The sequence below is a fragment of the Capnocytophaga granulosa ATCC 51502 genome, assembly GCF_000411115.1.
GTDB lineage: Bacteria > Bacteroidota > Bacteroidia > Flavobacteriales > Flavobacteriaceae > Capnocytophaga > Capnocytophaga granulosa.
Genome location: NZ_KE150255.1, coordinates 191,425 through 217,751, shown reverse-complemented (window position 1 = coordinate 217,751; position 26,327 = coordinate 191,425). Strand labels below are relative to the sequence as shown.

The window sequence follows — 26,327 nt, the reverse complement described above, 5'->3', positions numbered from 1 at the left end:
AAGATTATCAGAGGGTTGTGTTTTTTTTCATTGTTAGCGCGAGCTGAAAGCTCGCGCTAGTGTAGTCAGCTCTCTTCTTCTTACCTTGATTAATGTGAAATAGGTGTTATAAAAAATTTTCAAAGCCAGTGAGTAGGTACTCATTGGCTTTTAGAAACTCGTGTAAGTAGCTTCTTTATTACTTCTTAGATATCAAATTTATCAAGAATAAAATAACAATGGCTCCAATGGCTCCAGTCAAGATAGAACCAATCAATCCTTCTCCAAGTGAGATGTGAAACACACTTGCTAAAAGCCAATACCCAACGCCACTTCCAAGAATACCAACAATGATATTCCCAAGAAGGCCTAGTCCACTACCCTTGTAGATAACTCCTCCTAACCATCCAGCGATGGCTCCAATAATAAGTGTTGCAATAATACTCATAAATCTTAATATTAAATTAGAGTACAAAGGTAATAATTATTTTTTAGATATTTACTTGCTTATCTTTTTTTATCGCGGCATCTATATAGGGTTAGTCTCTGCAAGTTCGCGGCAGCGTAACAAGCCCTTTGACTAGCTTTGTAGTAGCTTACGAATTGGAGAGGTTCCTGATTGGCTAATTGATAATTTTTTCGTACTTTTGCCCTTTATTAAATTCCTAAAAACCTAACCGAATGAGAAAAGTTATTTTTTCCTTTGTAACCTCTCTGTTATTACTTCTGCCCTCTATGGTCAGAGCCGATGAGGGGATGTGGTTCCTGATGTTCCTCAAGCGCCTGAACGAGCGCGATATGCAGAAAGAGGGCTTGCAGCTTACCGCTGAAGAGATCTATAGTATCAACAATAACAGCCTTAAGAATGCCATAGTGCAGTTTGGCGGGGGGTGTACGGCCAGTATTATCTCCCCCGATGGGCTAGTTATTACCAACCATCACTGTGGCTATGGGGCGATTGCAGGCCTTTCTACCCCTGAGCATAACTACTTACGCGACGGCTATTGGGCAAAAACCAAGGCCGATGAGCTCTCTCCTAAGCGTCTTTCTGTACGCTTCTTTGTGCGTATGGACAATGTTACCGATCGTATGCTCGCGGTGGTAAATCCTTCTATGAGTGAGAAAGAACGCGAGGCCGCCCTCAATACAGAAATAAACAAGATTCAAAAAGAGAACGATGAGGGAGGCAAGTATGTGGTTTCCGTGCGTTCGTTCTTCCAAGGCAATGAGTTCTACTACTTTGTATATCAGGACTTCAAGGATGTGCGCTTGGTGGGTACTCCTCCTGAGAATGTAGGCAAATTCGGGGGGGATACCGACAACTGGGAATGGCCACGCCATACAGGCGACTTCTCCGTGTTCCGTGTATACACCGATAAGAATGGCAATCCTGCTGAGTATTCGCCTGAGAATATTCCGATGAAGGCACAAAAATACCTCAATGTAAGTCTCAAAGGAGTGGAAGAGAAGGATTTTGCGATGATCTTGGGTTATCCTGGTCGTACCAACCGCTGGGTGCCTTCCTATTGGGTGGATCAGCAGGTGAAATATGGCTACCCCGCTTGGGTAGAGGCTTCCAAAACAGCTATGGATGCCATGAAAAAACATATGGATGCCGATAATGCTGTACGCCTCAAATATGCTTCTGCTTATGCAGGCTTGGCCAACTATTGGAAGAATCGCCAAGGAATGATTGATGCCCTTACTGCTCACAAGACCGTAGCGCTTAAGCGCAAGGCAGAAAAGAAATTTGCCAAATGGGCAGCTAAGCAGGAGAACAAAGCAGAATATGGTGCTGTGCTAACCGACTTAGCGTCTTTCTTTGCCAAGACGAATGAACAGGCAGCCAACCAAAACTACTTGGCTATTTTCTTTAGAGCTAGCCAACTCGCCTCTCAGGCAAATCCCTTGGCCAAGGAACTCTCTTTGTACCTCAACTCTTCTTCCGATAAGGAAAAACAGCAGCTCAAAGAGCGTGTAACCCAGGCGCTTTACAACTATTATGACCGTACCTATCTCCCTGCCGAGATAGACCTTTTCGCTGATAACCTTAAGCTCTATGCGGACAAGTCTACCGATATTCCTCAAGAATTGGCTGAGATTAAGCAGCAGTATAAGGGGGATTTTAAGAAATATGCCGCAGAGGTATTTGCCCGTAGTATCTTTACAACTAAGGAGAATATAGACAAGTTCTTCCAAAATCCAAGCCAAGAAGCACTTGACAAAGACCCACTAGCACATATAGCTAAGGCCTTGGTGGATAAGTATTATAGCTCTGAAGATGAAGCGCTGAAGGATACTTACCAAAAGGCTTTCCGCAAATATGTAAAGGGTATGCGCGATTCCAAGGTGAGCCTAATTCTCTATCCTGATGCGAACTCTACCTTACGCCTTACCTATGGCAGCGTGAAGTCCTTGCCAAAGGATAAGCGCAATTATGATGTGAAGCGTAACTACTACACCACTTTCAAAACCATGTTGGATAAATATAAGCCAGGGGATCCAGAGTTTGACATGCCAGAGAAGTTTGTCCAGATGTACCAAAAAGGTGATTTTGGTCGTTACTTAGATAAGGATGGCACCATGCATGTGAATTTCCTAACCAACAATGATATTACAGGGGGTAATTCTGGTTCGCCTGTGCTCAATGGCAAGGGGGAGCTTATCGGCTTGGCCTTTGACGGTAATATAGAGGCTATGGCCGGTGATGTGATCTTTGACAAAAAGCTCCAACGTACCATAGTGGTGGATATTCGTTACGTGCTTTGGTGTATAGATACCTATGCAGGTGCCAAACATGTGGTAGATGAAATGACCCTAATGCAATAACTTATGCACTTTCTTTCAGAAGATTTAGAGCGCTATGCCGAACAGCATAGCCAGCAGGAGCCGCCCTTATTGGCGGCTCTTGTGCGTGAAACACACCTGAGGGTCTTGCAGCCTCGTATGCTCAGTGGCCACTTGCAGGGGCGCCTGCTTAGTGTACTCTCCAAGCTGCTCGCCCCTAGCTATATAGTGGAAATAGGTACCTTCACAGGTTATGCAACGCTCTGCTTGGCCGAGGGGCTTGCTCCTTTGGGGCGGCTACATACCATAGAAGCTAATGAGGAATATGAGGATATTCAGAACAAATACTTCGGGCAGAGTCCTTACAGAGAGCAGATTGTACAGCACTTTGCTCCTGCTCTTGAGGTCTTGCCTACCTTGCCCGATGCCATAGACTTAGTGTTTATAGATGCCGATAAGAAGAACTACCTCAATTACTTAGAGGCGGTCTTGCCTAAGATGCGCGTAGGAGGGGTGATCCTCTCGGACAATGTGCTTTGGAGTGGTAAGGTGGTGGAGCCAGTCAAGGACAATGACAAACATACCCAAGTCCTTATGGCCTATAATGAGCGCTTAGCTACCGATCCACGTTTGGAAACGGTATTGCTGCCTATACGCGATGGACTAACACTCTCAAGAGTAAAAAGCAATTAAGTGAATAGTGAAGAATGAAGAGTGAAGAGTGAAAAGAGAAGCACACGCTGGCTCTTTTCACTTTTCACTTACCACTGTTACTGTATTTTTCTCCTTTAGAAAAGTCAGTAGCAGCTTACCTGCTTCCACGGTGACATCCGCTTGGGAGAGGGCGTAGATAGGGAAATTTGGATAAATCTCTCCTTGTGCATTGAGCAGGTAGAGCTGGTGGTTCTGCTGGTCAAGTACTGAGATAAGCAGCCCCTTGGGTGTCTGTATCAGGCGAGGTCGCGCATAGTCGGCATAGGGGAGGTCTATTTTTTTCTTGTTAATAATCAGTTTGTTGCCGCTTAGTACCACGCAAGTATCGTCCAATACATCAAAGTAATGTCCTGCGGCTACCCCTAAGGATTCTTGGCGTAGGCCTCCGTTGCTGTCTATATAGTACTGCTTGCCGTCCTCGGTAGTAAAGCAGATGCAATCCTTATAAGCGCGTATAGGGTTGTCAGAAAAGGCAAAGGTTTGGCTAAGGGGAATACGTACACTACCATTGCGGTGGAGGATACTAAGGTGATTGTCTGCTTTTGGGAAGACGATAAAGTCCTTACCTGCTAAACGCATGTGCTGAGGAGTAGCCTTAATCCCTACTGGGACATGGCTGCCCTCGAAGCCCTTGACCTCCTCCCCGCGCCTGTCCTCAAGGCGGATGCGATAGTTGTCACAGATCACAAAGCGGTAATCTTTATTGCGGTCATAGTCAAAGATTTGCAAGGGTAGCAGAGGGTTCTTGTATGAATGACAGAAAGGCATAACCTCCTTGCCATTGCGGTCTATCACATAGCTGGAGTATTGGGTATTGAAAGCCAATTGCAAGAAACCATTGCGGAAGAGATCTACTTGGTATATCTCCCCTACGATAGGACTATCCAAGCGTTTTTTCCAAAGGATTTTCCCATCATGGCCTATGAGGTAGAGTTGGTTGTCAGTATCCTGAATGACCACTTCGCGTTGCCCTGTACGGTGGTTGGTAACAAAGTGGGGGAGGGTATGGGCATCTTTGTCAAGGATTAGCTGGAAGCGTTCAGCAAGGGCAGCCCCTTCACTTGTGGGTGTATTGCCTTGGGTGGGGTTAGCAAAGGTATCGGTGGTTTCTAAGGCGCTTTCCCCTACCTTAGCCGCAGTAGCCGAGAGCGTGAGTTGGTAGAAATGCTCTTCGGGACTTAGCTGTAGGGCAGCATAGCCATAGCGAGCGGCCAGGGCAGGGTATTTCTTGGCGAAAGCTGATGATTCGCTAAGGTTGGCTACCGCAACAAAAGCGGTTTGGCTACTACTCTGTTCCTTGAGGGCGGCAAAGCGGGATTGCTCGGCTAGGCTCTGCTTGAGCTGGAGCGCATTGATAAGTTGCTCAAGAGCGCCTCGCTGTTGGGCAAAGATAAGATCGTCCTCCTGCTTATAGATATACTTAGGGGCTAGCTCATGGCCAAATATACTAAAGAACGACTGTGCGTCTGAGAGTTCCTCTATCTGATAGAGAGAAGCACCTTGGAAGGTCTCTGTCTTGAGTATGGTAAAGTAGCGCAGTGTCTCGGTAGGGTTCTCGCTGTGTAGTACGGCCAAGGAATCTCCTGCAAAATCGAAGAACGCTACAGAAGATATATCTGTTTGGAAATCAAAGTAAAACTCATCGGGGATCAGTGCCTCGTCAAAGGCATAAGCCTCTATATCCTTAGCCGATTGGGGAATGACAAAAGCACTCTCAAGGCTGTTTTTTTGGGGTTTGGACAGCGGTAACTGTGGTAGGCTATCGGCAGGACGCAGCGAGGAGCCACTCAGGCGAAAGGTATGCCTATCAAGGAAGATATCCCAAGCCGTCCAATCACCGATTTGTGCTACCAGGTGAGGGGGAAAGATCCCTCCGACAAACTCTTGGTTTTTCTTAGGCGAGAGAAACAAATTGGCTACCACATCCTCACTGGTGGTCTTGTTGAGTTTGTAGAAATCCTCATAAGGGTGCTCCTCTTCGGTTTCTCTCTCCCACTGTGGAAGGTCTTTGAGCGAGCCTACTAGCAGGTTGCGCTCATGATAGCGATAGTACCACTTTTTGTTTTCTATGGTTAGGGAATCCAACTGTTCAGAGGTAAGGGACTTCCAAGAGCTAAGCGTATCTTTTTCAGGTAATCTGCAGCTCAGATACACCCCCTCATGGGTATAGCCCAACCAGATGTCCTTATCCACAGGCAAGGAACGCAATAGGTTCTGTACATTCCCATTGGGATAGTACTTAAAGTATTCCTTCCAAAAATCATGGTTAATGGCTTGACTAACAAACTGGTCTTTTTGGTGGATATGTAGCAGCATAGAGGGGTTTTTACGCAAAAGTACTTCCACAGAGCTGCGATCCCCTCCCCCCTTGGAACAACCTATTGCCAAGAGAGCTAATAAGATATATAATAGACGCATTTTAATGATTAATGATTAATACCAGATAGATTACTGACTGCTGGTGTTTGTCCCTTAAAATTGCGCAAAAATAGTAAATATTGGACATCTTTCCAAATAAAATAGTGAGCTAGTAAGAGCGTAAACAAGGAGGGCTGATGAGTGAATGACAAAAATTAACAAAAGTTTATAACTTTGGTTCGCAAGCAATAGAGCTAAATGACTATCTTTGCACTCAGATTAAGTGAAGAACGAAGATATGAAAGAACGGCTTGTCTTGCTTGAGATGATGGCGGAACTCTTCCGCCGCCTGCATTATCTGTCTCCTATGGCCGCCAAGATCCTCTCGGTGTTGGCTATAGAAGGCCGCACACATGGGCTTACTTTTGAGGATCTGATAGAGCGATTGAAAGTCAGCAAGAGTGCACTCTCTACCAATATCCACTTGCTATTGGACAAGGAGCTAATCTACTACGAAACCAAAGAGGGAAAACGTCGCAAATACTTCAAGTCCTTTCCTTTTGACAAGCGTTTTGAAGGGTTTTTGGGGCTGATTCGTTATGAAAAAGATTTTACTGTACGCTTTCAGCAGTATATGAAGGCACAGAATGAGAGCGAACACTCCTTTACCGAGGAAAGAATACATAAGTTAGGACTATTCTTGGATTATTTAGAACAAATAGAGGCGCTTACTGAAGATTTTTTGAAAAAACTAAAACAAGAAGAAATAAGTGAAAAACCATAATACCGATATCCTATTTATCCTTATCTTGGGGTTGCTCTCCATGCTTACCCCTTTGGCGATAGATATGTACTTGCCGTCCTTTGGGGCGATAGCCTCGGACTTACATGTCTCCAAAGAGCGGATTCAGACGACCTTGGCGCTCTTTACCATGGGCTTTGCCGTGGGACAATTGCTCTGGGGGCCACTTTCGGATAGCTATGGACGCAAGCCTACGATTATTGTAGGGGTGATCGTAGCGGCAGTGATTGCCTTGTGGCTCACTCAGGTGGGGGAGTTATACTACTTTTATATATTGCGCTTTCTGCAAGGCTTTTTTGGTTCTGCTCCTGCGGTGGTTGCAGGCGCCTTGCTTAGAGATCTTTTCAACAAGGAGGCTTTCTCCAAGATGATGTCCATGGTGATGCTCGTAACGATGGTGGCGCCCTTGGTAGCCCCTATCTTAGGAGGGTATATAGCCGATTGGTTTCATTGGCAGGCTATTTTTTACCTATTGACAGTATTGGGACTGCTCGCTGCCCTTTTGGTGTGGCTACGCATCCCAGAGTCTTTGCCTAAGGAGCGACGTATTCCCTTGGATATCATAGGCGTATTACGCAATTACCGCCAAGTAGCTACCAATAAAAAGGTTATTGGCTATATCTTTACCAATGCCTTTTCCTATTCGGGAATGTTTTGTTTCTTGACCTCTGGTTCGCTGGTCTATACAGGGGTATATGGGGTAGCACCCCAGCATTTTGGGTACTTTTTTATCCTTAATATAGGGGTGATGATGGTAGCTACTTTCCTTTCGGGACGTTTTGTAGGTCGCTTAGGGACGGAGCATGTTTTGCGTATAGGGCTTGGCATACAGCTTACAGCAGGCTTGTGGTTGGGACTTTGTGCTATTTTCCACTGGGGCTTGTGGCCTGTAGCTATAGGGGTTGCCTTCTATGTAGGAATGGTTTCGGTGGTATCGAGCAATGCCAATGCGGCTGTCTTGGAGCTATTCCCTCGCACAGCAGGTACGGCCAACTCGCTTATAGGTATGTTTCGCTTTGCCACGGGGGCAGTGATTGGGGCTATCTTAGCCTTGTTCTCCGCCGCTACCGACCAGCCTATGCTCTTTGCTATAACACTATGTATTTTGATTTCAGTAGGAACGTATAAGTTATTAGTGACAAGTGACGAGTGACGAGTGATGAGTGACAAATGACGAGTGACAAGTGACAAGTTCTCGCCAGCATTAATCATTAATCATTATTGGCATTAATCATTAAACATTTAAAAAGATGAATAAAGTTTTAATTTTTTCAAGTATTGCCCTCTTTGCAGTAGGGTGTAAGAATGGAAACCAGCAAGCCTCTGGTGCTATGATGGGGGCAGGTGGGCCTAAGGAGCTACCAGTGATTACCGTAGAAGAGCAGCGTACAACCTCAGACCTCTCTTTCCCTGTCAATATAGAAGGAGTCGTTAATAGTCCCGTACAGGCCAAAATCTCTGGCTATATCACTAAGGTATTGGTAGATGAAGGTCAAGCGGTTTCTCAAGGACAGCCTATGTTCCAGCTCGAGACACAGACCCTTAACCAGTCAGCCGCCTCAGCTAAGGCTCAGGTGGAAGTGGCTCAGGTAGAGGTCAATAAGATTCGTCCCTTGGTGGAGAAGAACATTGTCAGCAAGGTACAACTCGAAACAGCTCAGGCCAACTTGCAACGCGCTCAAGCTGCCTATAACGAAATCGCAAGTAATATAGGCTTTGCGGTAGTGAAAGCACCTGTAAGTGGCGTGGTAGGGGCTATCTCTTACCGTGAGGGAGCCTTGGTAACAGCCAACAACACGGTACTTACTACCGTTTCCGATGTGAAAGATGTATATGCCTATTTTTCTATGAACGAAAAGGATTATCTTTCTTTCCTTGCACAAACTAAAGGGGCTACTACTAAGGAGAAGTTGGCCAATTTTGCCGAAGTATCTCTTGTTTTGGCCAACGGACAGCTGTATAACCACAAGGGGAAGATACAGACCGTTACAGGACAGATAGACCCTACCACAGGATCTATCCAAATCCGTGCGACCTTCCCTAACCCTGATCGCTTGCTTACCAACGGAAATAGTGGTACCATCCTCATTCCACAGACTTTTGATAAGTCCTTGGTAATCCCTGAAGTAGCAGTGTTCGAACAGCAAGGAAAGATATTTGTTTATAAGGTAGAAGATAATACAATCAAGCAAACAGTGGTAACCCTCAAGAACCGTGCTAATAACTTGGCCGTGGTGGAGACAGGTCTCAAGGCGGGTGATGTGATTATCGTACAAGGACTCAATGGCATACGCACTGGTGATAAGGTAAAGCCTCAATCCGTTTCTATGGATAGTATTGTGAAGGCTATTCAACCCATTTTCTAAGACGACATTAGTCATTAGTCATTAATCATTATTGGCATTAATCATTATTTATGGATTCTTATAAAACCATTTTTGAAAATAACCGTCAGTGGGTCGAGAAAAAAACAGGCGAAGACAAGGACTTTTTCAAAAAGCTCGTCAAGGAACAAAACCCTGATTTCCTCTATATAGGTTGCTCGGATAGCCGTGTAACTGCCGAGGAGCTCATGGGATTAGGCCCTGGTGATGTCTTCGTTCACCGCAATATTGCCAATGTGGTCAATACCCTCGATATGAGTTCTACGGCGGTGATACAATATGCCGTGGAACACCTACAAGTGAAACATATTATTGTGTGTGGGCACTATGACTGCGGAGGGGTAAAAGCCGCCATGCAAGCCAAAGACTTGGGGCTACTCAACCCTTGGCTGAGAACCATACGCGATGTGTATCGCCTACATCAGGATGAACTTGATAGCATCACCTCCCCTAAGGAGCGTTACGACCGTTTGGTAGAGCTTAATGTAGAAGAACAGTGTATCAACGTGGCGAAAATGGCCTGCGTACAGGAAGGCTACCTCTATCACCAATATCCTATTGTCCATGGCTGGGTGTTTGACATTCGTTCAGGACGCCTGATAGACTTGGAAATAGACTTCGTAGAGCTGATGAAGCGTATCCAAAGGGTATATGACCTCACCGGAGAAGACTGGAATTATAAGTAGGAGGTTTAAGTTTTCAGTTTTGAATTTTGAGTTGTTATGAGGGCATTTTTGATATTTATCCTTTTTCCTATATCCGCTATGGCGCAAATTACTATAACAGGCAGGGTAACGGACTATCAAAAAAGACCCTATGTTGATTTTCCGGTTACCAATGGAAGAGATACGGTGCGAACCGATAGTGAGGGCAGGTATAAAATAGAAGCCAAACTATGGGATGTTATTTATTTTTATAGATTGGATCGAAAGTTTCGCTCTTATGAAATCGAAACACCTCATTATGTACTGACGGAAACACCTCATCAAAGTTATGATGCATTTGTACATTCTATTAGTTTTGATAAGTGTGATAGAGGTAGGAAAAAACCAGATATGCTTTTTGTACTCGATGGAGTGCCTATTGAGAAAAAAGATAAGGAATCCTTTAAAGAAAGACTCAGAAACGGAGAGTTTTTTCAGTATTCACTAAAGAAAAATGCTTTCTTTTCGAGCAGAATTAGCGACTATTACGATTATATTCTATATGTTTATACCAAAGATTACTATAATGAGCATATCAAAGATAAAGAGAAAAAGGAATAAATACATTTTGTTATAAATCGTTGAACTTTGATTTCTGTGCTGTTTTGTATTTTCTACGGTATGTAGATTTCTGAAAAAAGATACTTTTCGTTAAATAAACGTATCGTTGAATATTGAAAAAAATAAAAATTTCCATAAGCTATGATCCGAATTACTATACTTTTATTCTTTTTTACGCTTTCCACTATGGCACAAATCACCGTATCAGGAAGGGTTTTTGATGGGAAAAATAAACCTTTCCCTAAGGCAATAGTCTCCAATGGTAGAGAAAAGGTATATACCGATTCCCAAGGAAACTATACTATACAAGCAAAACTATTTGATATTCTCTATTTCGAAGGAGAAGCCAAGGAGGAAGGGCGTAAGATTGGCTATGAAGAATACTGTGTGGTAGAGAATACACCTTATCAAGAGTGTAATAAAACACTCTATTCGATTCCCTTGCATAAGTGTGAGATGGAAATAATTTGTACGTATGGGATTTCCTTTTATCTTAATGATAAAAAAATCACAACAGACAATGAAGTATTCAAGGAGCGTGTGCGCAACGGAGAGTTTTATACCTATCAGATACGCACTTGCAATGAACTTCCCGAAACTATAGAAAAGCTCTCTCGGTATACTGTCCTTGTCTATACCAAAGATTACTATAATGAGCATATAAAGAATAAGAGTAAAAAGAAATAAAATATTTTTGATATGACCCGACTTACTATATTTCTATTCTTTTTTACGCTTTTCACTATGTCACAAATCACCGTATCAGGAAGGGTTTTTGATGAGGAAAATAAACCTTTCCCTAGGGTAATAGTCTCCAATGGTAGAGAAAAGGTATATACCGATGCCCAAGGAAACTATACTATACAAGCAAAACTATTTGATATATTAGAATTCTCTGCTGAAAGCGAATATAAAGGGTATAAAATGAATAAACAATATTACTATGTAATCAAGAATATACCGCATCAAAAGTATAAAGTACAATTAGATTCTGTTGTAATTTATAAAGATTTTGTGGATCCTTATACATTATCTTTTAGTTTTTACCTAGATGATTCAAAAGTTGAAAAATCGAATGAAGAAGCATTCAAGGAGCGTGTGCGCAATGGAGAGTTTTATACCTATGAGATACGCACTTGGGATGAGATGCCTAAGGAAATAGAACAGATTTCTATGTATAATGTGTTTGTTTACACCCAAGATTACTATAACCAACATATCAAAAACAAACAAAAATAATTAATATTATAAAACCTTATCGCTTATTATCTATTACTTATTACCTAAATTAAGATTATGAACAGAATCATTTATAAAGGTTTCGCGGCGGCTTTTATAGCCCTTACCCTTACCGCTTGTGCAGGTCGCAAAGCTTACGAGCGTCCCAATGTTATAGACGAAAAGCTCTTTCGTGCTGACCAAGTGCCTGCCGATAGTCTTAGCAGTGCCAATGTCTCTTGGCGCAATATCTTCACCGATGCTACTCTCCAAGGGCATATCAATAAGGCACTTTCTAACAACCTTGACGTACGTGTAGCCATGCAGAACGTAGCTTCCGCTCAGGTGTATCTCAAGCAAAGCAAAGCCGCTTTTATTCCTACCTTATCGGTAGGGGCAAATTATACCCGTAGCACCAACTCTATCAATGCGATGGGGGGCGTAGGCGAACGTACTTACGGCAACCTATGGGATCTCACAGGCGCTGCCTCATGGGAGGCCGACATCTGGGGCAAGCTCTCTGCCCAACGCCGTGCTTCTTATGCTTCTTACCTTGCTACCGTAGAGGCTCAAAAAGCTGTACAATCCGAGGTAGTGGCTACCTTGGCAACGGCTTATTACCAACTGCTGATGCTTGACGAGCAGAAAAAGGTACTGGAGCAAACCATTGATTTCCGCCAAAAGAGCTTAGAGACTACCAAGAGCCTCAAGGAGGCAGGTTCCACTACCGAAGTAGCTACCAAGCAGATAGAGGCTTTGGTGTACAATGCTCAAGCACAATTGGTTACCATAGGCAATAATATATGGGCTTTGGAGAATACCATTTGTGTGCTCCTTGGGGAAGAACCCCATACGATAGAGCGCACTACGCTTGCCCAGCAGCAATTCCCTACCGAATTTAAGCAGGGATATGCCGCTAAGCTCCTCCAGAACCGTCCCGATGTAGCTCGCGCAGAACTCAGCTTACGCAACGCCTTTGAGATGACCAATGTAGCCCGTGCTGCTTTCTATCCTACGTTAACGCTTTCGGCTCGTGGGGGTATTTCCTCTACCGAACTCGATACATGGATTTCGGCTAAGTCCATATTTGCTAACTTTGTAGCAGGATTAGCCCAACCGATCTTGAACCGCCGACAGATTCGCACCCAATACGAGGTACAACAAATCGCTCAAGAAACTGCCTTGCTCAATTTCAAGAAGGCGGTACTCTCTGCTGGTAAGGAAGTATCCGATGCTATGCAGAACTTCTCTACCCAAACCGAGTTTATTGAGCTAAAAACGAAGGAGATGAAAGCCTATCAAGAAGCTACGGACTACTCCAAACAGTTATTTGATAGTGGTATGGTGAATTATTTGGAGGTGATCACCGCCGAAGTAAACCGCCTCAATGCGGAACTTAGTGTTGCCAATGCCCAATTTACCCGTATGCAATATGGTATTACCTTATACAAAGCCCTTGGTGGTGGTTGGAGGTAGTGCGAGCCGCACAGGCAATAACCATTTTATTAATAAAAACAATTTAAGATTTTAAAGACTACCTTATTTCCATTCTTTGGGAGGGGCAGAAATTTAAAACTATGACAGCAAGAGAAGAAATCCAAGAACTGAACGACCATTTGCAGGCGTTCCCCAAGGTGGAGGACATTTTTGTAAAAGAGCAACCGTGGCTTAAAAACCATTTTCTGCCCTTGATGCGTATTGATTTAGCAGAAATCAATCCCGATTGGGCAGGACAAAAGGTGTATATGCTCTGTCCTTTTGAACCTTACGAAGGTTATATAGGCGATAATACCACTGAATATCACAACGAATATACCGCACCTAACTGGCTGGCTTTCCGATTGACTGATGATAATAAGTTTGAGTTCCTTGGCAAGGAAGGTTATTTTGAGCGAACTACTATTCACCATTGGGATTTTGACTCCAAAGAGGAGGAACTCTTTCGGGAAATGGCTGATAACTATGAAAAGAGTAAGGAAAATGTAGCCAAATATGGTACATTGGTGAATTTGCGTTATCCTGAATATAATGGGAAACTGAATAAGGAAAACTATTTGGAGATATTAGGGGGAGAGCCTCAGTATGGCAACTGGTGCTCCACTATTGAAGACGAGGAATATCCGAAGGCTTTTAAGATGCATATAGAAGATGGAGAGGCCGACGATGAAGTACTGTTTGACATTTCATACCAAGGAAACCCTTTTTATCTCGTAGCCGAAACAGGGGCTTACGACTGGGTAGGTTCTGGAGGCTATATCATTATGCTGTACGAGCCTATAAGTCGTATCGTACTATTCACTTTTGATTATTCGTAACATCGTTTTGTGGTATGTGTAGGGGCAAAGTCTGTGAAGCAGAGTATGTGAGGCAATTCGCCCTAAATTTAGAAATCTTAAATAATTGTCACAAATGAAAAGATTATTTTTAACCTCATCATTCAGTTCAGTAGCAAAATTATTTGAAGATTTTGCAGGGGAACCCCTAAAAGGGAAAAAATTGGCTTTTATTCCAACAGCAAGTTTGGTAGAAAAAGTGCGTTTTTATGTAGATGATGATAGAAAAGCCTTTGAAAAATTAGGGCTTATCATAGAAGAATTAGAAATTTCTACCGCTACAACCGAAGAAATAGCTACAGCATTAGAGCGAAATGATTATATTTTCATTTCTGGAGGGAATACATTCTACCTAATGCAAGAACTAAAAAAGAAAGGGGCTGACAAGCTACTTATAGAACAAATTAATAATGGAAAGTTGTACATAGGCACTTCAGCGGGTTCTATCATTGCCTCTCCTACTATTGAATTTGTTAGCGATATGGATGAGACCAAAAAAGTTCCAGAACTCACTGATTATTCAGGCTTACATTTGGTAGATTTTTACTTTTTGCCTCATTATCTGAACTTTCCATATAAGGAAGCTACTCAAAAAATAGTAAATGACTATTCACCAAAAATAGATCTGCGACCCATTTCCAATAATCAAGTAATTACCGTTTTAGGTAATGAAATAAAAACACTTGAAAAACCCAAACGAGCAACTAAAAAATAGTTTTAATGATGCCCAATATTTTATTACAACAATTAGAAAATGCCCTCCCTAAGGGAATGCAAATCCCAGAGGAACTCCGCCAACTCTATCAGTGGATAGAGGATAACGGCTATTATGAGGACTCAGATGATGGGGTACGTTATGGGTATCTCTATCCTAAAAGTGCTTTTAGGGAGACCTATCTTAGTGATGACCCCAATGTAGATATTGATATTGCTTTCTTTGTGGAAGAAGAAAACTTTCGCAAAGAACTCCTAACCATTTCTTTTGGCAAGAATGTCGACGATGCTGCTGAGCGTTTTTTGATAATTGCCGAAAATCTATACAGCGGTTCTATGGTAGCCTTGTGGATAGACTACAGGGGAACCACTCAAATAGTGCGTATGATTAGGGGTGAGGAGGCAGACAAATGGCAAGTGGTAAAGAAACAATTGAACTTCTACAGAGCGCCTATACGTACTAGTGGAATAGATATTTTTGTACCTATGGGCATAGAGGATAATGGCCTAAATGAGGATTTTGAAGGTTGGTATGATGCGATGATGTATGAATCGTAAAGAAAAATGAAAAATATTTTATTACAACAATTAGGAAATGCCCTCCCTGAGGGAATGCAAATCCCTGAGGAACTCCGCCAACTCTATCAGTGGATAGAGGACAATGGTTATTATGAGGACAGAGATGGCGTGCGCTATGGCTATCTCTATCCACAAGATAAGCTAAGAGAGAGCTGGAAAGAAGATGAACGTGAAGGCGGTACTGATATTTCGTTTTATGTAGCAAAACCCTCAGAACGTGAGGAGCTGTTAGAGATTTCTTTCGGGAAACATAAGGAGGAAACAGCACAGCGTTTGCTTTCCTTCGCGCAGAGCGGAGGAGATGGTTCGGAATGTGCCCTATGGCTCGACGATGAAGGGCGTACCCAAATCGTACATATCGGTTCGGGTTCAGGTTCTATGATGACCTGTATATTGGTGAAAAACGCTTTGGATTTCTTGCGTCTTTTGGCTATTGGTTATGATGAAATTTGTTGGGACGAGTATTATTCACTCCCCCCTAACAGTGATAAGAACGAAATGTTCGTACACCCCAATACACAATACCAAGAGTGGGTGCAAAATACATTTCATACCACTATCCCCAAGATAGGATTAGAAGTGGTAAACCCTCATAGTATGGACGACGAAGTGACCGATGACCCTTTTTTAAATTGGTTTTATGAGATGACAGATGAGTAATAAGAAACAACTCTATATCATAGCAGGTTGTAATGGTGCAGGAAAAACTACCGCTTCCTTTACCATTTTGCCCGAAGTACTCAACTGCAAAGAGTTTATCAATGCCGACGAGATCGCCAAGGGGTTATCGCCTTTCCAGCCTGAAAGCGTAGCTATGCAAGCCGGTAGAATAATGCTCGCTCGTATGGACGAACTATTGCAAAAAGGAAAAACTTTTGCCTTCGAAACTACTTTGGCTACTAAAAGCTATAAGCAAAAAATAGAATGGGCACAAGCCAATGGCTATGAGGTTACCCTGTTGTTCTTTTGGCTGAACACCTCTAAGCTAGCAAAAAAGCGTGTCGCTCAGCGTGTTGCCGAAGGAGGGCATAATATACCCGATGAAATTATTGAAAGAAGGTATCATAGTGGTATTACCCAGCTGATTACCACTTATATGGATATGATAGAAAGATATTATATATTTGACAATTCGGAAGGAGAAAGTGTTCTTATTGCAGAAAAATATGAGGGAGAAGAGTTTGTATTTGATATAGAAATATTTAACCAAATAAAAGAACAGATGTGAAAGATACAAATACAGAAAGAAAATTATTTAGGGAAAAACTTTTAAAAGGTTTATCTCTTTCTTATAAGCGAATGATTGCCGAAAAGCGCAAGAATAATCAAAAAATAGTTATCAAGAAAGGGGGGATAATCGCTATTATAACTCCATGATAATTAGTGTATTATCACGCGAACACATAAATAAATTAACCTACATAAATAATGCATTATGATTGAAAAATTTACCTTACAAGAAGACGCTCATGGCAATAAAAACCCTATATTGCCCGAAGGAGTGAAGAACTACCTCATTGATATTGATGGTACTATATGCGAGGATATCCCCAACGAACAGCCCGAACGAATGATTACGGCAGAGGTATTCCCCGATGCACTGGAACAGGTGAACAAATGGTATGACCAAGGGCATGTGATCCATTTTTTCACCTCACGCACCGAAGCACTCCGCGAGATTACCGAACAGTGGCTTGATAAGCATGGCTTTAAGTACCATGGCATCATCTTTGGCAAACCTCGTGGAGGTAATTATCATTGGATAGATAACCATATCGTAAAGGCTACCCGCTACAAAGGCAAATTCACCGATTTTGTCCTCAAAGAAGAAACCATAGAAGTCTTTAGCGATTAGCAGTAAACCTTGTCCAATGGGATAACTGACAGATTAATAGATTAGATTCATGACCGAAGACATCAAAAACAGAAAAGGGGCTCAAAAGGCGGTAGATATCCCTTTGGAAGTACTTTCGCTAGCTAAAACCCTTGGTAGCCGATAGTCATTTTGGCGTTCGTGAGATTATTTGGATGGCCTTACGCCCCGAAATGAGTGAACATCTGGACTTTTCAATTGCTTTTCTTTCTCATTGGGCAGAAAGCGAAGATGAGAATATCCGCAGGTTTAGTACAGAAGCCTTGCGCCCGCGGGGTGTCTGGTGTGCTCATATAGAAGCCTTGAAAGAAAAGCCAGAGGTGTATTTGCCTATATTAGACAAATTGAAGTCCGATAAGGCAAAGTATGTACAAGATAGCGTAGGGAACTGGCTGAATGATGCCAGCAAAACCAGCCCCGATTTCGTAACAGCCCTTTGTGAGCGTTGGGAAAGTGAAAGTCCTACCAAAGAAACCAAATATATTGTAAAAAAGGCGCTGAGAACCCTTGCCGCTAAATAGTAAGGCGTATCAACTAATTATGATTAACAGAATGACCACAAACGAATATCATCAACCCATAGGGGAGGCTTTACCTGATTTTTCAGCAGGAGAAACCCCGCATATAACCCTCTTAGAAGGGAATTATTGTCGGTTGGAACGCCTCTCTGTAGCCAAACATTTGGACGATTTGAGTGATTTCTATCTGGAAGCCAAAGCTGTAATGCCCGATTGGACATACCTTTCTATAGCTCCTTCGAAGAACAAAGAGGAGTTGTACGCTTTACTCACTAAGCAGGAAGCCTCTGCCGACCCTTATTTTCTGGCGATTGTAGATAAGCAAACGCAAAAAGCAGTGGGTACGCTCGCCCTAATGCGTATAGACCCTAAAAGCAGAGTGATAGAAGTGGGCTGGGTGAACTATTCGCCTGCTTTGCAGCGTACACGTATGGCTACAGAGGCGCAGTATCTCTTGGCAAAATATGTGTTTGAAGTCCTTCAATACAGGCGCTACGAATGGAAATGTGACAGCCTTAATGCGCCTTCGCGCCGTGCCTCAGAGCGTTTGGGGTTTGTCTATGAGGGGACGTTTAGGCAAGCAGTCGTCTACAAAGGGCGTTCGCGTGACACCGCTTGGTTTGCTATGATTGATAAGGAATGGCCTCAAAACAAACGTGCTCTTGAGCAATGGCTTTCTCCTGATAATTTTGATTCACAAGGCAAGCAACGACAGTCTTTGCGCGCCATAAGACAAACTAACATATAGTAATTATGACCGAAAATATCAAAAATAAAGTAGTGATTATCACCGGTGCCAGCAGTGGCCTGGGTGAAGCAACCGCCCTGCTCTTGGCAAAATATGGAGCTAAGGTCGTTTTGGCCGCACGTCGCAAGGAGCGTTTGGAGAAATTGGCCGCGGAAATTACCGCTCAAGGAGGCGAAGCCCTTGTGGTAGTTGCCGATGTGGCTGTACAGAGCGATGTGGAGCATATCACTAAGGAGACACTTAAGACTTATGGCCGTATTGATGTACTGATTAACAACGCTGGTATCATGCCACAAGCTACTTTGGACAAACTCAAGGTGGAGGAGTGGGACAAGATGATTGACATCAATATAAAAGGGGTACTCTATGGCATCGCAGCAGTACTCCCCACTATGCAACAGCAACACAGTGGGCATATCATCAACCTATCCTCGGTAGCAGGATTGCGAGTGGCAGCAGGGCGTGGTACGGTGTATAGTGGCACCAAGTTTGCCGTCAAAGCCATTAGCGAAGGCTTACGTGCTGAGGTGGCCAAGGATAATATCCGTGTCACCACTCTCTACCCTGGGGCGGTGGAGAGCGAACTCAAGTATGGTAGCTCCGACCCTGAGGCCAGTGCCAACATACAGGCGTTCTATAAAGAATATGAGATTCCTGCCAGCTCCGTAGCCAGAGCCATAGCCTATGCCATAGGTGAACCCGAAGAGGTGGCGATTAACGAAATTACGCTACGCCCTACCAAACAAGAATTTTAGAACAAAGAATAATTAGTGTTATATGATTAAAAGTTTTATTAACAGACCAGTGCTATCAACGGTAGTCTCTATCATGATAGTCATTTTAGGGATATTGGGGATTATATCCTTACCTATTTCTCAATATCCAGATATTGCTCCTGTAACAGTGTCAATTAGTGCTAACTATGGGGGTGCTAACGCCGAAACAGTACTCAAGTCGGTGGTCATTCCTATTGAAGAACAAGTCAATGGGGTAGAGAATATGGATTATATCTCCTCTTCAGCCTCTAATAGTGGTTCTGCTAATATCACTGTGTATTTCAAACAAGGGACAAATGGGGATATTGCTGCGGTGAATGTACAGAATGCGGTCTCACGTGCCAATGCCTCTCTTCCTTCAGAGGTAGTGCAATCCGGGGTGACGGTACGCAAACAGAACTCTGGGAACCTGATGTTCCTTACTTTCTTTTCAGAAAATAAGGAGTTGGACGATGTGTTCTTACAGAACTACCTAAATATCAATGTTATTCCTGCGCTCAAGCGTATTAGTGGGGTAGGGGACGCCTCTGTTTTTGGAGGAAAGAACTATTCTATGCGTGTATGGCTTGATCCTCAAAAGCTCCAAGCTTATAAGCTAAACCCAACGGAGGTAACGGCGGCTATTTCCGCTCAAAGCCGTGAGGCAGCTGCTGGCACATTGGGACAAAATAGCGGAAGTAGCTATGAGTATGTCATCAAATACAAAGGAAAATACAAGGAAGTTTCAGAATATGAAAATATAGTACTCAAAGCCCTTGATGGGGGGCGTATGCTCCGCCTGAAAGATGTGGCTAAAATAGAACTTGATGCCTTAAGTTATACAGGTTTTTCCGAAAGTAAAGGTCGCCCAGCGGTGGCTATGGGTATCTCGCAAACGCCAGGGTCTAATGCTCATGAAATTATTCAGAACATTGAAAAATATCTTAAATCGGTAGAGCCTACTTTTCCCGAAGGAATTACTTATACTATTAACTTTAATGCTAATACCTTCTTGGATGCAGCCATTTCCAAAGTGGTTTCTACCCTTTTGGAGGCATTCCTATTGGTGTTCCTTGTGGTGTATATCTTCTTGCAAGATTTCCGTTCTACACTGATTCCTGCCATAGCCGTACCAGTCTCTATTGTGGGTACGTTCTTCTTCCTAAACCTCTTCGGCTACTCTATCAATATGCTTACCTTGTTTGCTTTGGTATTGGCCATTGGTATAGTGGTGGATGATGCCATTGTCGTGGTGGAGGCTGTCCATGCCAAGATGGAACAGACGCACGAGAAAGCCAAGCCAGCCACTATCTCCGCCATGAATGAGATTACAGGGGCGATTATCTCCATTACCCTTGTGATGGTGGCAGTATTCGTGCCAGTAACCTTTATGGGAGGTACTACAGGGGTATTCTATAAGCAATTTGGGGTAACCCTTATCGTAGCGATTGCTATTTCGGCTATTAATGCACTTACCCTCAGTCCTGTGTTGTGTTCTCTTTTCCTAAAACCTCATGGAGATAAGGAGTATGAGGAAAAATCTTGGATAGGTAAGTTCTTCCATAAGTTCAATATTGCTTTCAATGCGGCAACTCTTAAGTATGGGAAGACTTTTACTTTTTTCCTTCGTCACAAATGGGTAACCTTAGTGCTTTTTGTTTTGGCAGGAGGAGGTATTTATTACGCCAATAGCCAGATGAAGTCGGGCTTTGTGCCTAACGAAGACCAGGGCTTTGTGATGATGAATGCAGAGATGATACCAGGCGCCTCAATGGAACGTGTAGCTAATGTAATGCGTGAGGTGAACGAAAAACTATCCAATATTCCTGGTGTTGAGAATGCTACCTTTGTTACTGGACGTGGTATGCTCTCAGGAGAAGGTAGTAATAACGGTATGGGCTTTTTAAAACTCAAACCTTTCAAAGAACGTTCTAAAATACCAGGACAAGATATAAATACCATTATTCAGCGTGCTTTTGGGGCTGCTTCCTCTATCAAAGATGCTAAAGTTATCTTCTTCCAACCTTCATCAGTGCCAGGTTTTGGTGTTGGAGGTGGTGTGTCATTTGTGCTATTGGATAAGGCAGGAAGTGAACTAAGTCAGGTGAATACCGATGTACAGAAATTCCTAGCTGCCTTAATGCAACGCCCCGAAATACAGTTTGCTCAAACCTCCTTCAATGTGGATTATCCTCAATATCAGATGGATATCAATGTCGAGCGCGCTATGCAATCGGGTATAGCAGTAAGTACGATCCTCTCTACTTTGCAGAACTACATAGGGGGCTTCTATGCTACCGACTTTACCCTTTACGGTAAGCAGTATCGTGTAATGGTACAGGCATTGCCTGAAGCTCGTAAGGATCTCAATAGCCTTAATAGTCTATATGTAAAAACAGGCAATGGGGAGATGGCTCCTATATCGGAATTTGTAACCTTAAACCGTACCTTTGGGGCTCAATCACTCAGCCGTTATAACCTTTTTACCTCCGTAGCTGTTTCAGCACAGAACAATCCTGCTTATAGTTCAGGAGATGCCATAAAAGCAGTGGAAGAGGTAGCGGCTCAAACCCTTAATGCAAACTATAGTATTGACTATACAGGTCTTTCCCGTGAGGAACAAAATTCAGGCTCACAAACTATTCTAATTTTTATGTTGAGCTTGGTATTTACCTACTTTATCCTATCGGCACAGTATGAAAGTTATATTTTGCCATTATCAGTACTTTTCTCTTTGCCTTTTGGTATCTTTGGAGCCTATTTAGGTCAGTGGCTCTTTGGTTTGGAGAACAATATCTATTTCCAGATCTCACTGATTATGCTCATGGGGCTGTTGGCCAAGAATGCGATTTTGATTGTAGAGTTTGCCGTACAAAGGCGTCGACATGGAGAAAGTCTTTCTAAGGCAGCGATCAATGCGGCTATGGCACGTTTGCGACCTATCTTGATGACCTCCTTTGCCTTTATCGTGGGGTTATTACCATTGGTGTTTGCCACAGGGGTAGGAGCTGCGGGTAACCGTTCGGTAGCCACAGGTGCTGCTGTAGGTCAGCTTATTGGTACCTTCTTTGGACTGATTGTGATACCAGTGCTTTTTGTGATATTCCAACACTTACAAGAGCTTATCAGTGGTGTAAAACACAAAGAAGAGGTATTTGTCGCTCCTACGGATAACTACTAATAGTGACTAGTGACTAATGATGAATGACAAGTGACTAACGATTAATAATCAGAATGATATGAATCGTTAGTCACTTGTCATTTGTTACTATCAAGGTCACTTGTCACTATAAAACGTGTTTATACGCCTTATAAGAAGACCTTACCAAAGCGCTACTTTCAAAGTGGCGGAAGCCTAAGGAGTCACCTATTTCCTTGTATTTTTGGAATTGGTCAGGAGTGATGAATTGTTTCACGGGCAGGTGTTTCTTAGAGGGTTGTAGGTATTGACCTATGGTCACCACATCTACTTTGGCTTCTTTTAGGTCATAGAGGGTTTGGATTACCTCTTCTTCGGTTTCACCAAGGCCGAGCATAATACCCGATTTGGTACGATGAGCACCGTTTTCCTTCAGGTAGCGAAGCACTCCAAGGCTGCGGTCATATTGGGCTTGGATACGTACCTCACGGGTTAGGCGACGTACGGTCTCCATATTGTGAGAGATTACCTCAGGCGCTACGGCTAAGATGCGGTTGAGGTTGCGTTCTACACCTTGGAAATCGGGAATAAGAGTCTCAAGGGTTGTTTTAGGGTTCATACGGCGAATAGCCTTGACTGTTTCTGCCCAGATGATACTGCCCATGTCCTTGAGATCATCACGGTCAACGGAAGTAATCACGGCATGGGTGATATTCATGAGCTTGATAGAGCGGGCAACTTTCTCAGGTTCTTCCCAATCTATAGTATCAGGTCGCCCTGTTTTCACCCCGCAGAAACCGCAGGAGCGCGTACAGATGTTACCCAAAATCATAAAAGTAGCTGTACCATGTCCCCAGCACTCGCCCATATTAGGGCAGCTTCCAGAGGTACAAATAGTGTTGAGCTGGTACTTATCTACCAAGCTACGCAATTCAGTATATTTTTTTCCTGTAGGCAGCTTTACCCTTAGCCATTGGGGTTTAGCGGTTTTTTCTACAGGAGCGGTTGTTGTAGTATCCATTTTTTAATTTTTAGTTGTAGGAGCGAATGACAATTCGCCCTATATATTTTCACTCTTCACTTTTCACTCTTCACTTTTCACTCTTCACTCTTCACTTATAAGTACGCCCCCTACAGTGGCATTGCTGGTCTCATCAATAAGGATAGCGCTGCCCATTTGTGGGTTTTCTTGGAAAGGGTCATAGACAAGGGGCACTGCGGCTCGGAGCTGTACTCTTGCGATTTCGTTGAGTTTAAGGCTTTCTACCTCGGTGGTTTGCTCCAGAGTATTGACATCTATCTTGTAGATAATTTCCTTAACAATAACCTTTGTCAGGCGGCTGCGCTGTTGTAAGAGGTATTTGCCCCCTGGGCGTAGCTCTCTTCGATCCATCCAGCAGAGCGTTGCCTCTACGGTTTGTTCCATGTGAGGGGTATGGTTTGGGTGTACAAAGTAATCCCCACGGGAGATGTCTATATCATCGGCAATGTGTAGCACCACAGGCATACCAGCAGAGGCTTCGGCCACTTCCTTGCCGTCTATCTCTATTTTGGTAAGGGTAGTGGTGATACCTTCGGGGAGTATCTCAATGGTGTCTCCTTGGCGATAGCCTCCTGAGAGGATTTGTCCGGCATAACCACGGTAGTCGTGTAGGGCTTCTGTCTGAGGACGAATCACATACTGTACTTGGAAACGTGCATGAGGGTAGCTACTGGTGTTTATTTCTACTTTTTCCAGAAAGTGTAAGAGCGATTCTCCCTTGTACCAAGGCATGGCATCGGTAGTATTTACGATATTGTCGCCTACAAAAGCCGAGATAGGGAAGTAATACACCTCTTTCAGGTGCAAGCGCTTGGCTATAGCCTCGTAATCCTTCTTAATTCCCTCAAAAACCTCCTGAGAGTAATCCACTAAGTCCATTTTGTTGACCGCTACCACTACCTTAGGAATATTTAGCAAGGAGGCGATGATGGAGTGTCGGCGGGTCTGTTCGGTAACGCCGTTGCGGGCATCTATAAGGATAATGATTAGGTCTGAGTTGGAGGCGCCTGTGATCATATTGCGTGTATACTGGGTATGTCCAGGAGCATCGGCAATGATAAACTTACGTTTGTCGGTAGCAAAGTAGCGGTAAGCCACATCTATAGTGATTCCTTGCTCACGCTCGGCACGAAGGCCATCGGTGAGAATGGCCAAATCCACTCCGTCTTCATTTTTATTCTTGGACTGCTGTTCGAGTACTTCAAGCTGATCGGCCAAAATACTCTTGCTATCATAAAGCAAGCGACCAATAAGGGTACTCTTTCCGTCATCTACACTACCAGCAGTGATAAATCTTAATATGTTCATTGTCTTGAGTTTAGGTAAAAATTTACTGAGCCTTGAGTGTATCGGGAACAACTTCTGCTTGCTCAGTGGTCTGTATATTCGTATAAGGCACCGCGTCCAACTGTTTTTTTAAGGGAGCGATGGCTTCCATATAGCGAGGTCTTAGTTTTTCATCAATGGGGGTAGCATCGGGGAGTTTCTCTTTAAGAGGGTCTACCTGTACCCCATTTTTCCAAAAGCGGTAACACACATGGGGGCCTGTGGCAAGTCCTGTGCTGCCTACCAGTCCAATGACTTCTCCTTGGGCTACATGCTGTCCCTTGCGGGCAATGATTTTGGACATGTGTAGGTATTGGGTTTCGTAGGTCTTGTCATGGCGAATCTTCACATAGTTTCCGTTGCCTGACCCATAGCCTGCTTGGGTTACAGTACCACTGGCGGTAGCACGGATAGGCGTCCCTGAGGGAGCGGCATAGTCAGTACCAAAGTGCCCTTTCATCTGGTGGAGGATAGGGTGGTAACGCATACCATAGTGCGAGGTGATACGGAAGATATCCAAAGGAGATTTTAGGAACATACGCTTCATCATATTTCCATTTTCATCGTAGTAGCCCCCCGACTTGGTGGTATCAGCTTGGAAGTGAAAAGCATAGTAGGGCTTTCCCTTGTGCTCGAAGAAAGCGGCTTTTACTTGTACCAAACCCGCATTGATAGTATCATCTACATAGCGTTCGTCATAGATGATCTTGAACTTATCGTCTTCCTGTAGGTTAAAGAAGTCGATGGTATAGTCAAAGATTTGGGAAAGCTTATAGGCAGCGGCGAAGGATAAGCCTGATTTGGTCATATCATCAAGCAAGTTGTTCTTGATATAGCCTCCGCCCTCACGCTCCACTAGGGTTACCTTGCGATCAATCTGGCGAATAGCAAGAGAATCTCTGGTTTTTATTTCTATAAAGTGTAGCAAGTCAGGCTGATAGAGAAAGTAGGCTAAGGAGTCAGGCTGTTTTTTGTCAAAGATAAGCGCATAGGCCTGTCCTGCCTTGAAGTTGCGTGGGCGTATCAACTCCTTGGAGAGGTCAGCAATCTTGGCTACCCTTTCAAGGGGTACGCCATGGTTGCTTAGCAGTGCACCGAAGGTATCGCCAGGCTTGAGGGTGTCCTTTATGATGTTGTATTCTAATAAGTTAAAACCATATTCATAGACAGGTTTGGGTGGTTCAGCCACTTGTTGCACAACGGGTGCAGGGGCTTTATCACGCTTACAAGCAGGGGCTATAGCCAAAAGACCTGCCAGTAAAATACTTCCGAATAGTCTCTTCATTAGGGTACATGTATTGGGAGAGCAAAGTTCGTGCTTTTTTTCCAATGTAGAAAGTTTTTATTGTTAATTGTCAATTATCAATTGTTAATTGTTAAAAGTTAGACTCTAGCGGCTGCTTCTACTCTCTGTCTTCTGTCCACTGCCCAATGTCTACTGTCTACTGCCCACTGATAACTTATTTACCATTAATCATTTGTCATTAATCATTAAAGTTGTATCTTTGCAGAAATTATAAATCGTATAGATAATGGACGCACTCATTGCAGAACTCAAACAAAAAGTCGTAGAAGCACTTAACTTGGAAGAACTCTCCGCGGAGGAGATCAACGAAAATACCCCTCTCTTTGGAGCTGACGGATTGGGGCTGGATTCTATTGATGCTCTTGAGCTAATCGTACTCTTAGACAAAGAATATGGCATACGCCTCTCTGATCCTAAGCAAGGGAAGGAGATTTTCTATTCCATAGCCACTATGGCCGAATATATCCAAAAGCACAGAACCAAATAG

At 43.4% G+C, this 26,327-nt stretch carries 26 protein-coding genes and 1 pseudogene; 22 read left to right on the top strand and 5 right to left on the bottom strand.

The features are described 5' to 3' along the window. Positions 1 to 178 precede the first annotated feature (178 nt). Positions 179 to 427, bottom strand: a complete 249-nt coding sequence (locus HMPREF9331_RS08515) for a GlsB/YeaQ/YmgE family stress response membrane protein (protein ID WP_016420561.1) — start codon at positions 425 to 427, stop codon at positions 179 to 181. Positions 428 to 660: 233 nt separating this feature from the next. Between HMPREF9331_RS08515 and HMPREF9331_RS08510 the strand changes: the two genes are divergently transcribed. Together HMPREF9331_RS08510 and HMPREF9331_RS08505 are read left to right on the top strand one after the other, a co-directional pair. Continuing rightward, complete coding sequence (locus tag HMPREF9331_RS08510) at positions 661 to 2,808, top strand: S46 family peptidase (protein WP_016420560.1); 2,148 nt, start codon at positions 661 to 663, stop codon at positions 2,806 to 2,808. 3 nt (positions 2,809 to 2,811) lie between these two features. Further along, positions 2,812 to 3,459, top strand: coding sequence for an O-methyltransferase (locus HMPREF9331_RS08505; RefSeq protein WP_016420559.1), 648 nt, complete (start codon positions 2,812 to 2,814; stop codon positions 3,457 to 3,459). Positions 3,460 to 3,516: 57 nt separating this feature from the next. Here HMPREF9331_RS08505 and HMPREF9331_RS08500 read toward each other — a convergent pair whose 3' ends face one another. After that, positions 3,517 to 5,898, bottom strand: coding sequence for a hypothetical protein (locus tag HMPREF9331_RS08500; RefSeq protein WP_016420558.1), 2,382 nt, complete (start codon positions 5,896 to 5,898; stop codon positions 3,517 to 3,519). Positions 5,899 to 6,136: 238 nt separating this feature from the next. Between HMPREF9331_RS08500 and HMPREF9331_RS08495 the strand changes: the two genes are divergently transcribed. From HMPREF9331_RS08495 to HMPREF9331_RS08405, 19 genes and pseudogenes are all read left to right on the top strand, one after another. Next, positions 6,137 to 6,622 (top strand): MarR family transcriptional regulator, encoded by a 486-nt coding sequence (locus HMPREF9331_RS08495; protein ID WP_016420557.1) that lies wholly within the window; start codon positions 6,137 to 6,139, stop codon positions 6,620 to 6,622. After that, complete coding sequence (locus HMPREF9331_RS08490) at positions 6,609 to 7,793, top strand: Bcr/CflA family multidrug efflux MFS transporter (protein WP_016420556.1); 1,185 nt, start codon at positions 6,609 to 6,611, stop codon at positions 7,791 to 7,793. The genes HMPREF9331_RS08495 and HMPREF9331_RS08490 overlap by 14 nt, the downstream gene beginning before the upstream one ends. 97 nt (positions 7,794 to 7,890) lie before the next feature. Beyond that, positions 7,891 to 9,006, top strand: a complete 1,116-nt coding sequence (locus HMPREF9331_RS08485) for an efflux RND transporter periplasmic adaptor subunit (RefSeq protein WP_016420555.1) — start codon at positions 7,891 to 7,893, stop codon at positions 9,004 to 9,006. A gap of 50 nt (positions 9,007 to 9,056) precedes the next feature. Continuing rightward, on the top strand, positions 9,057 to 9,710 hold the full coding sequence (locus HMPREF9331_RS08480; RefSeq protein WP_016420554.1) for a carbonic anhydrase: 654 nt from the start codon (positions 9,057 to 9,059) through the stop codon (positions 9,708 to 9,710). Positions 9,711 to 9,788: 78 nt separating this feature from the next. After that, the gene (locus HMPREF9331_RS08475) at positions 9,789 to 10,289 is read left to right on the top strand and encodes a carboxypeptidase-like regulatory domain-containing protein (protein ID WP_016420553.1); all 501 of its coding nucleotides are present in this window, start codon (positions 9,789 to 9,791) and stop codon (positions 10,287 to 10,289) included. Between the two features lie 141 nt (positions 10,290 to 10,430). Next, positions 10,431 to 10,976, top strand: coding sequence for a carboxypeptidase-like regulatory domain-containing protein (locus HMPREF9331_RS08470; protein WP_016420552.1), 546 nt, complete (start codon positions 10,431 to 10,433; stop codon positions 10,974 to 10,976). A 57-nt stretch (positions 10,977 to 11,033) separates the two neighbouring features. After that, entirely contained in the window at positions 11,034 to 11,528 is a 495-nt protein-coding gene (locus HMPREF9331_RS08465) for a carboxypeptidase-like regulatory domain-containing protein (protein ID WP_234945873.1), read from the top strand. A gap of 57 nt (positions 11,529 to 11,585) precedes the next feature. Further along, entirely contained in the window at positions 11,586 to 12,983 is a 1,398-nt protein-coding gene (locus tag HMPREF9331_RS08460; protein WP_016420550.1) for an efflux transporter outer membrane subunit, read from the top strand. A 101-nt stretch (positions 12,984 to 13,084) separates the two neighbouring features. After that, positions 13,085 to 13,822, top strand: coding sequence for a hypothetical protein (locus tag HMPREF9331_RS08455; protein ID WP_016420549.1), 738 nt, complete (start codon positions 13,085 to 13,087; stop codon positions 13,820 to 13,822). A gap of 94 nt (positions 13,823 to 13,916) precedes the next feature. Then, complete coding sequence (locus HMPREF9331_RS08450; RefSeq protein ID WP_016420548.1) at positions 13,917 to 14,555, top strand: peptidase E; 639 nt, start codon at positions 13,917 to 13,919, stop codon at positions 14,553 to 14,555. Between the two features lie 8 nt (positions 14,556 to 14,563). After that, on the top strand, positions 14,564 to 15,112 hold the full coding sequence (locus HMPREF9331_RS08445; protein WP_040357333.1) for a hypothetical protein: 549 nt from the start codon (positions 14,564 to 14,566) through the stop codon (positions 15,110 to 15,112). A 6-nt stretch (positions 15,113 to 15,118) separates the two neighbouring features. Further along, positions 15,119 to 15,793 (top strand): hypothetical protein, encoded by a 675-nt coding sequence (locus tag HMPREF9331_RS08440; RefSeq protein ID WP_016420546.1) that lies wholly within the window; start codon positions 15,119 to 15,121, stop codon positions 15,791 to 15,793. After that, positions 15,786 to 16,361: an ATPase gene (locus tag HMPREF9331_RS08435; RefSeq protein ID WP_016420545.1), complete on the top strand. Its 576-nt coding sequence runs from the start codon at positions 15,786 to 15,788 to the stop codon at positions 16,359 to 16,361. The genes HMPREF9331_RS08440 and HMPREF9331_RS08435 overlap by 8 nt, the downstream gene beginning before the upstream one ends. After that, positions 16,358 to 16,510, top strand: a complete 153-nt coding sequence (locus HMPREF9331_RS13135; RefSeq protein ID WP_040357283.1) for a hypothetical protein — start codon at positions 16,358 to 16,360, stop codon at positions 16,508 to 16,510. Before HMPREF9331_RS08435 ends, HMPREF9331_RS13135 begins: the two co-directional genes overlap by 4 nt. A gap of 58 nt (positions 16,511 to 16,568) precedes the next feature. Continuing rightward, positions 16,569 to 16,988, top strand: a complete 420-nt coding sequence (locus HMPREF9331_RS08425) for an LNS2 domain-containing protein (protein WP_016420544.1) — start codon at positions 16,569 to 16,571, stop codon at positions 16,986 to 16,988. A 122-nt stretch (positions 16,989 to 17,110) separates the two neighbouring features. Further along, a pseudogene (locus tag HMPREF9331_RS08420) lies at positions 17,111 to 17,527 on the top strand (DNA alkylation repair protein); the annotation flags it as partial. Between the two features lie 31 nt (positions 17,528 to 17,558). Beyond that, positions 17,559 to 18,272 carry a GNAT family N-acetyltransferase gene (locus HMPREF9331_RS08415; protein WP_016420541.1) on the top strand — a complete coding sequence of 238 codons (714 nt, stop codon included), beginning with the start codon at positions 17,559 to 17,561 and terminating at the stop codon, positions 18,270 to 18,272. Positions 18,273 to 18,277: 5 nt separating this feature from the next. Then, the gene (locus HMPREF9331_RS08410) at positions 18,278 to 19,027 is read left to right on the top strand and encodes an SDR family oxidoreductase (RefSeq protein ID WP_016420540.1); all 750 of its coding nucleotides are present in this window, start codon (positions 18,278 to 18,280) and stop codon (positions 19,025 to 19,027) included. A 22-nt stretch (positions 19,028 to 19,049) separates the two neighbouring features. After that, positions 19,050 to 22,208 (top strand): efflux RND transporter permease subunit, encoded by a 3,159-nt coding sequence (locus tag HMPREF9331_RS08405; RefSeq protein ID WP_016420539.1) that lies wholly within the window; start codon positions 19,050 to 19,052, stop codon positions 22,206 to 22,208. Between the two features lie 106 nt (positions 22,209 to 22,314). Here the strand turns inward: HMPREF9331_RS08405 and lipA are convergent, their stop codons facing one another. The 3 genes from lipA to HMPREF9331_RS08390 all read right to left on the bottom strand — a co-directional run bounded on the left by lipA (position 22,315) and on the right by HMPREF9331_RS08390 (position 25,819). Beyond that, complete coding sequence (lipA, locus tag HMPREF9331_RS08400; RefSeq protein ID WP_016420538.1) at positions 22,315 to 23,187, bottom strand: lipoyl synthase; 873 nt, start codon at positions 23,185 to 23,187, stop codon at positions 22,315 to 22,317. Positions 23,188 to 23,271: 84 nt separating this feature from the next. Beyond that, positions 23,272 to 24,516: a sulfate adenylyltransferase subunit 1 gene (locus HMPREF9331_RS08395; RefSeq protein ID WP_016420537.1), complete on the bottom strand. Its 1,245-nt coding sequence runs from the start codon at positions 24,514 to 24,516 to the stop codon at positions 23,272 to 23,274. Positions 24,517 to 24,538: 22 nt separating this feature from the next. Continuing rightward, positions 24,539 to 25,819 carry a M23 family metallopeptidase gene (locus HMPREF9331_RS08390; protein WP_172539812.1) on the bottom strand — a complete coding sequence of 427 codons (1,281 nt, stop codon included), beginning with the start codon at positions 25,817 to 25,819 and terminating at the stop codon, positions 24,539 to 24,541. Between the two features lie 247 nt (positions 25,820 to 26,066). On the opposite strand from HMPREF9331_RS08390, the gene HMPREF9331_RS08385 reads away from it, so the two are divergent. Further along, complete coding sequence (locus HMPREF9331_RS08385; protein WP_009642558.1) at positions 26,067 to 26,327, top strand: phosphopantetheine-binding protein; 261 nt, start codon at positions 26,067 to 26,069, stop codon at positions 26,325 to 26,327.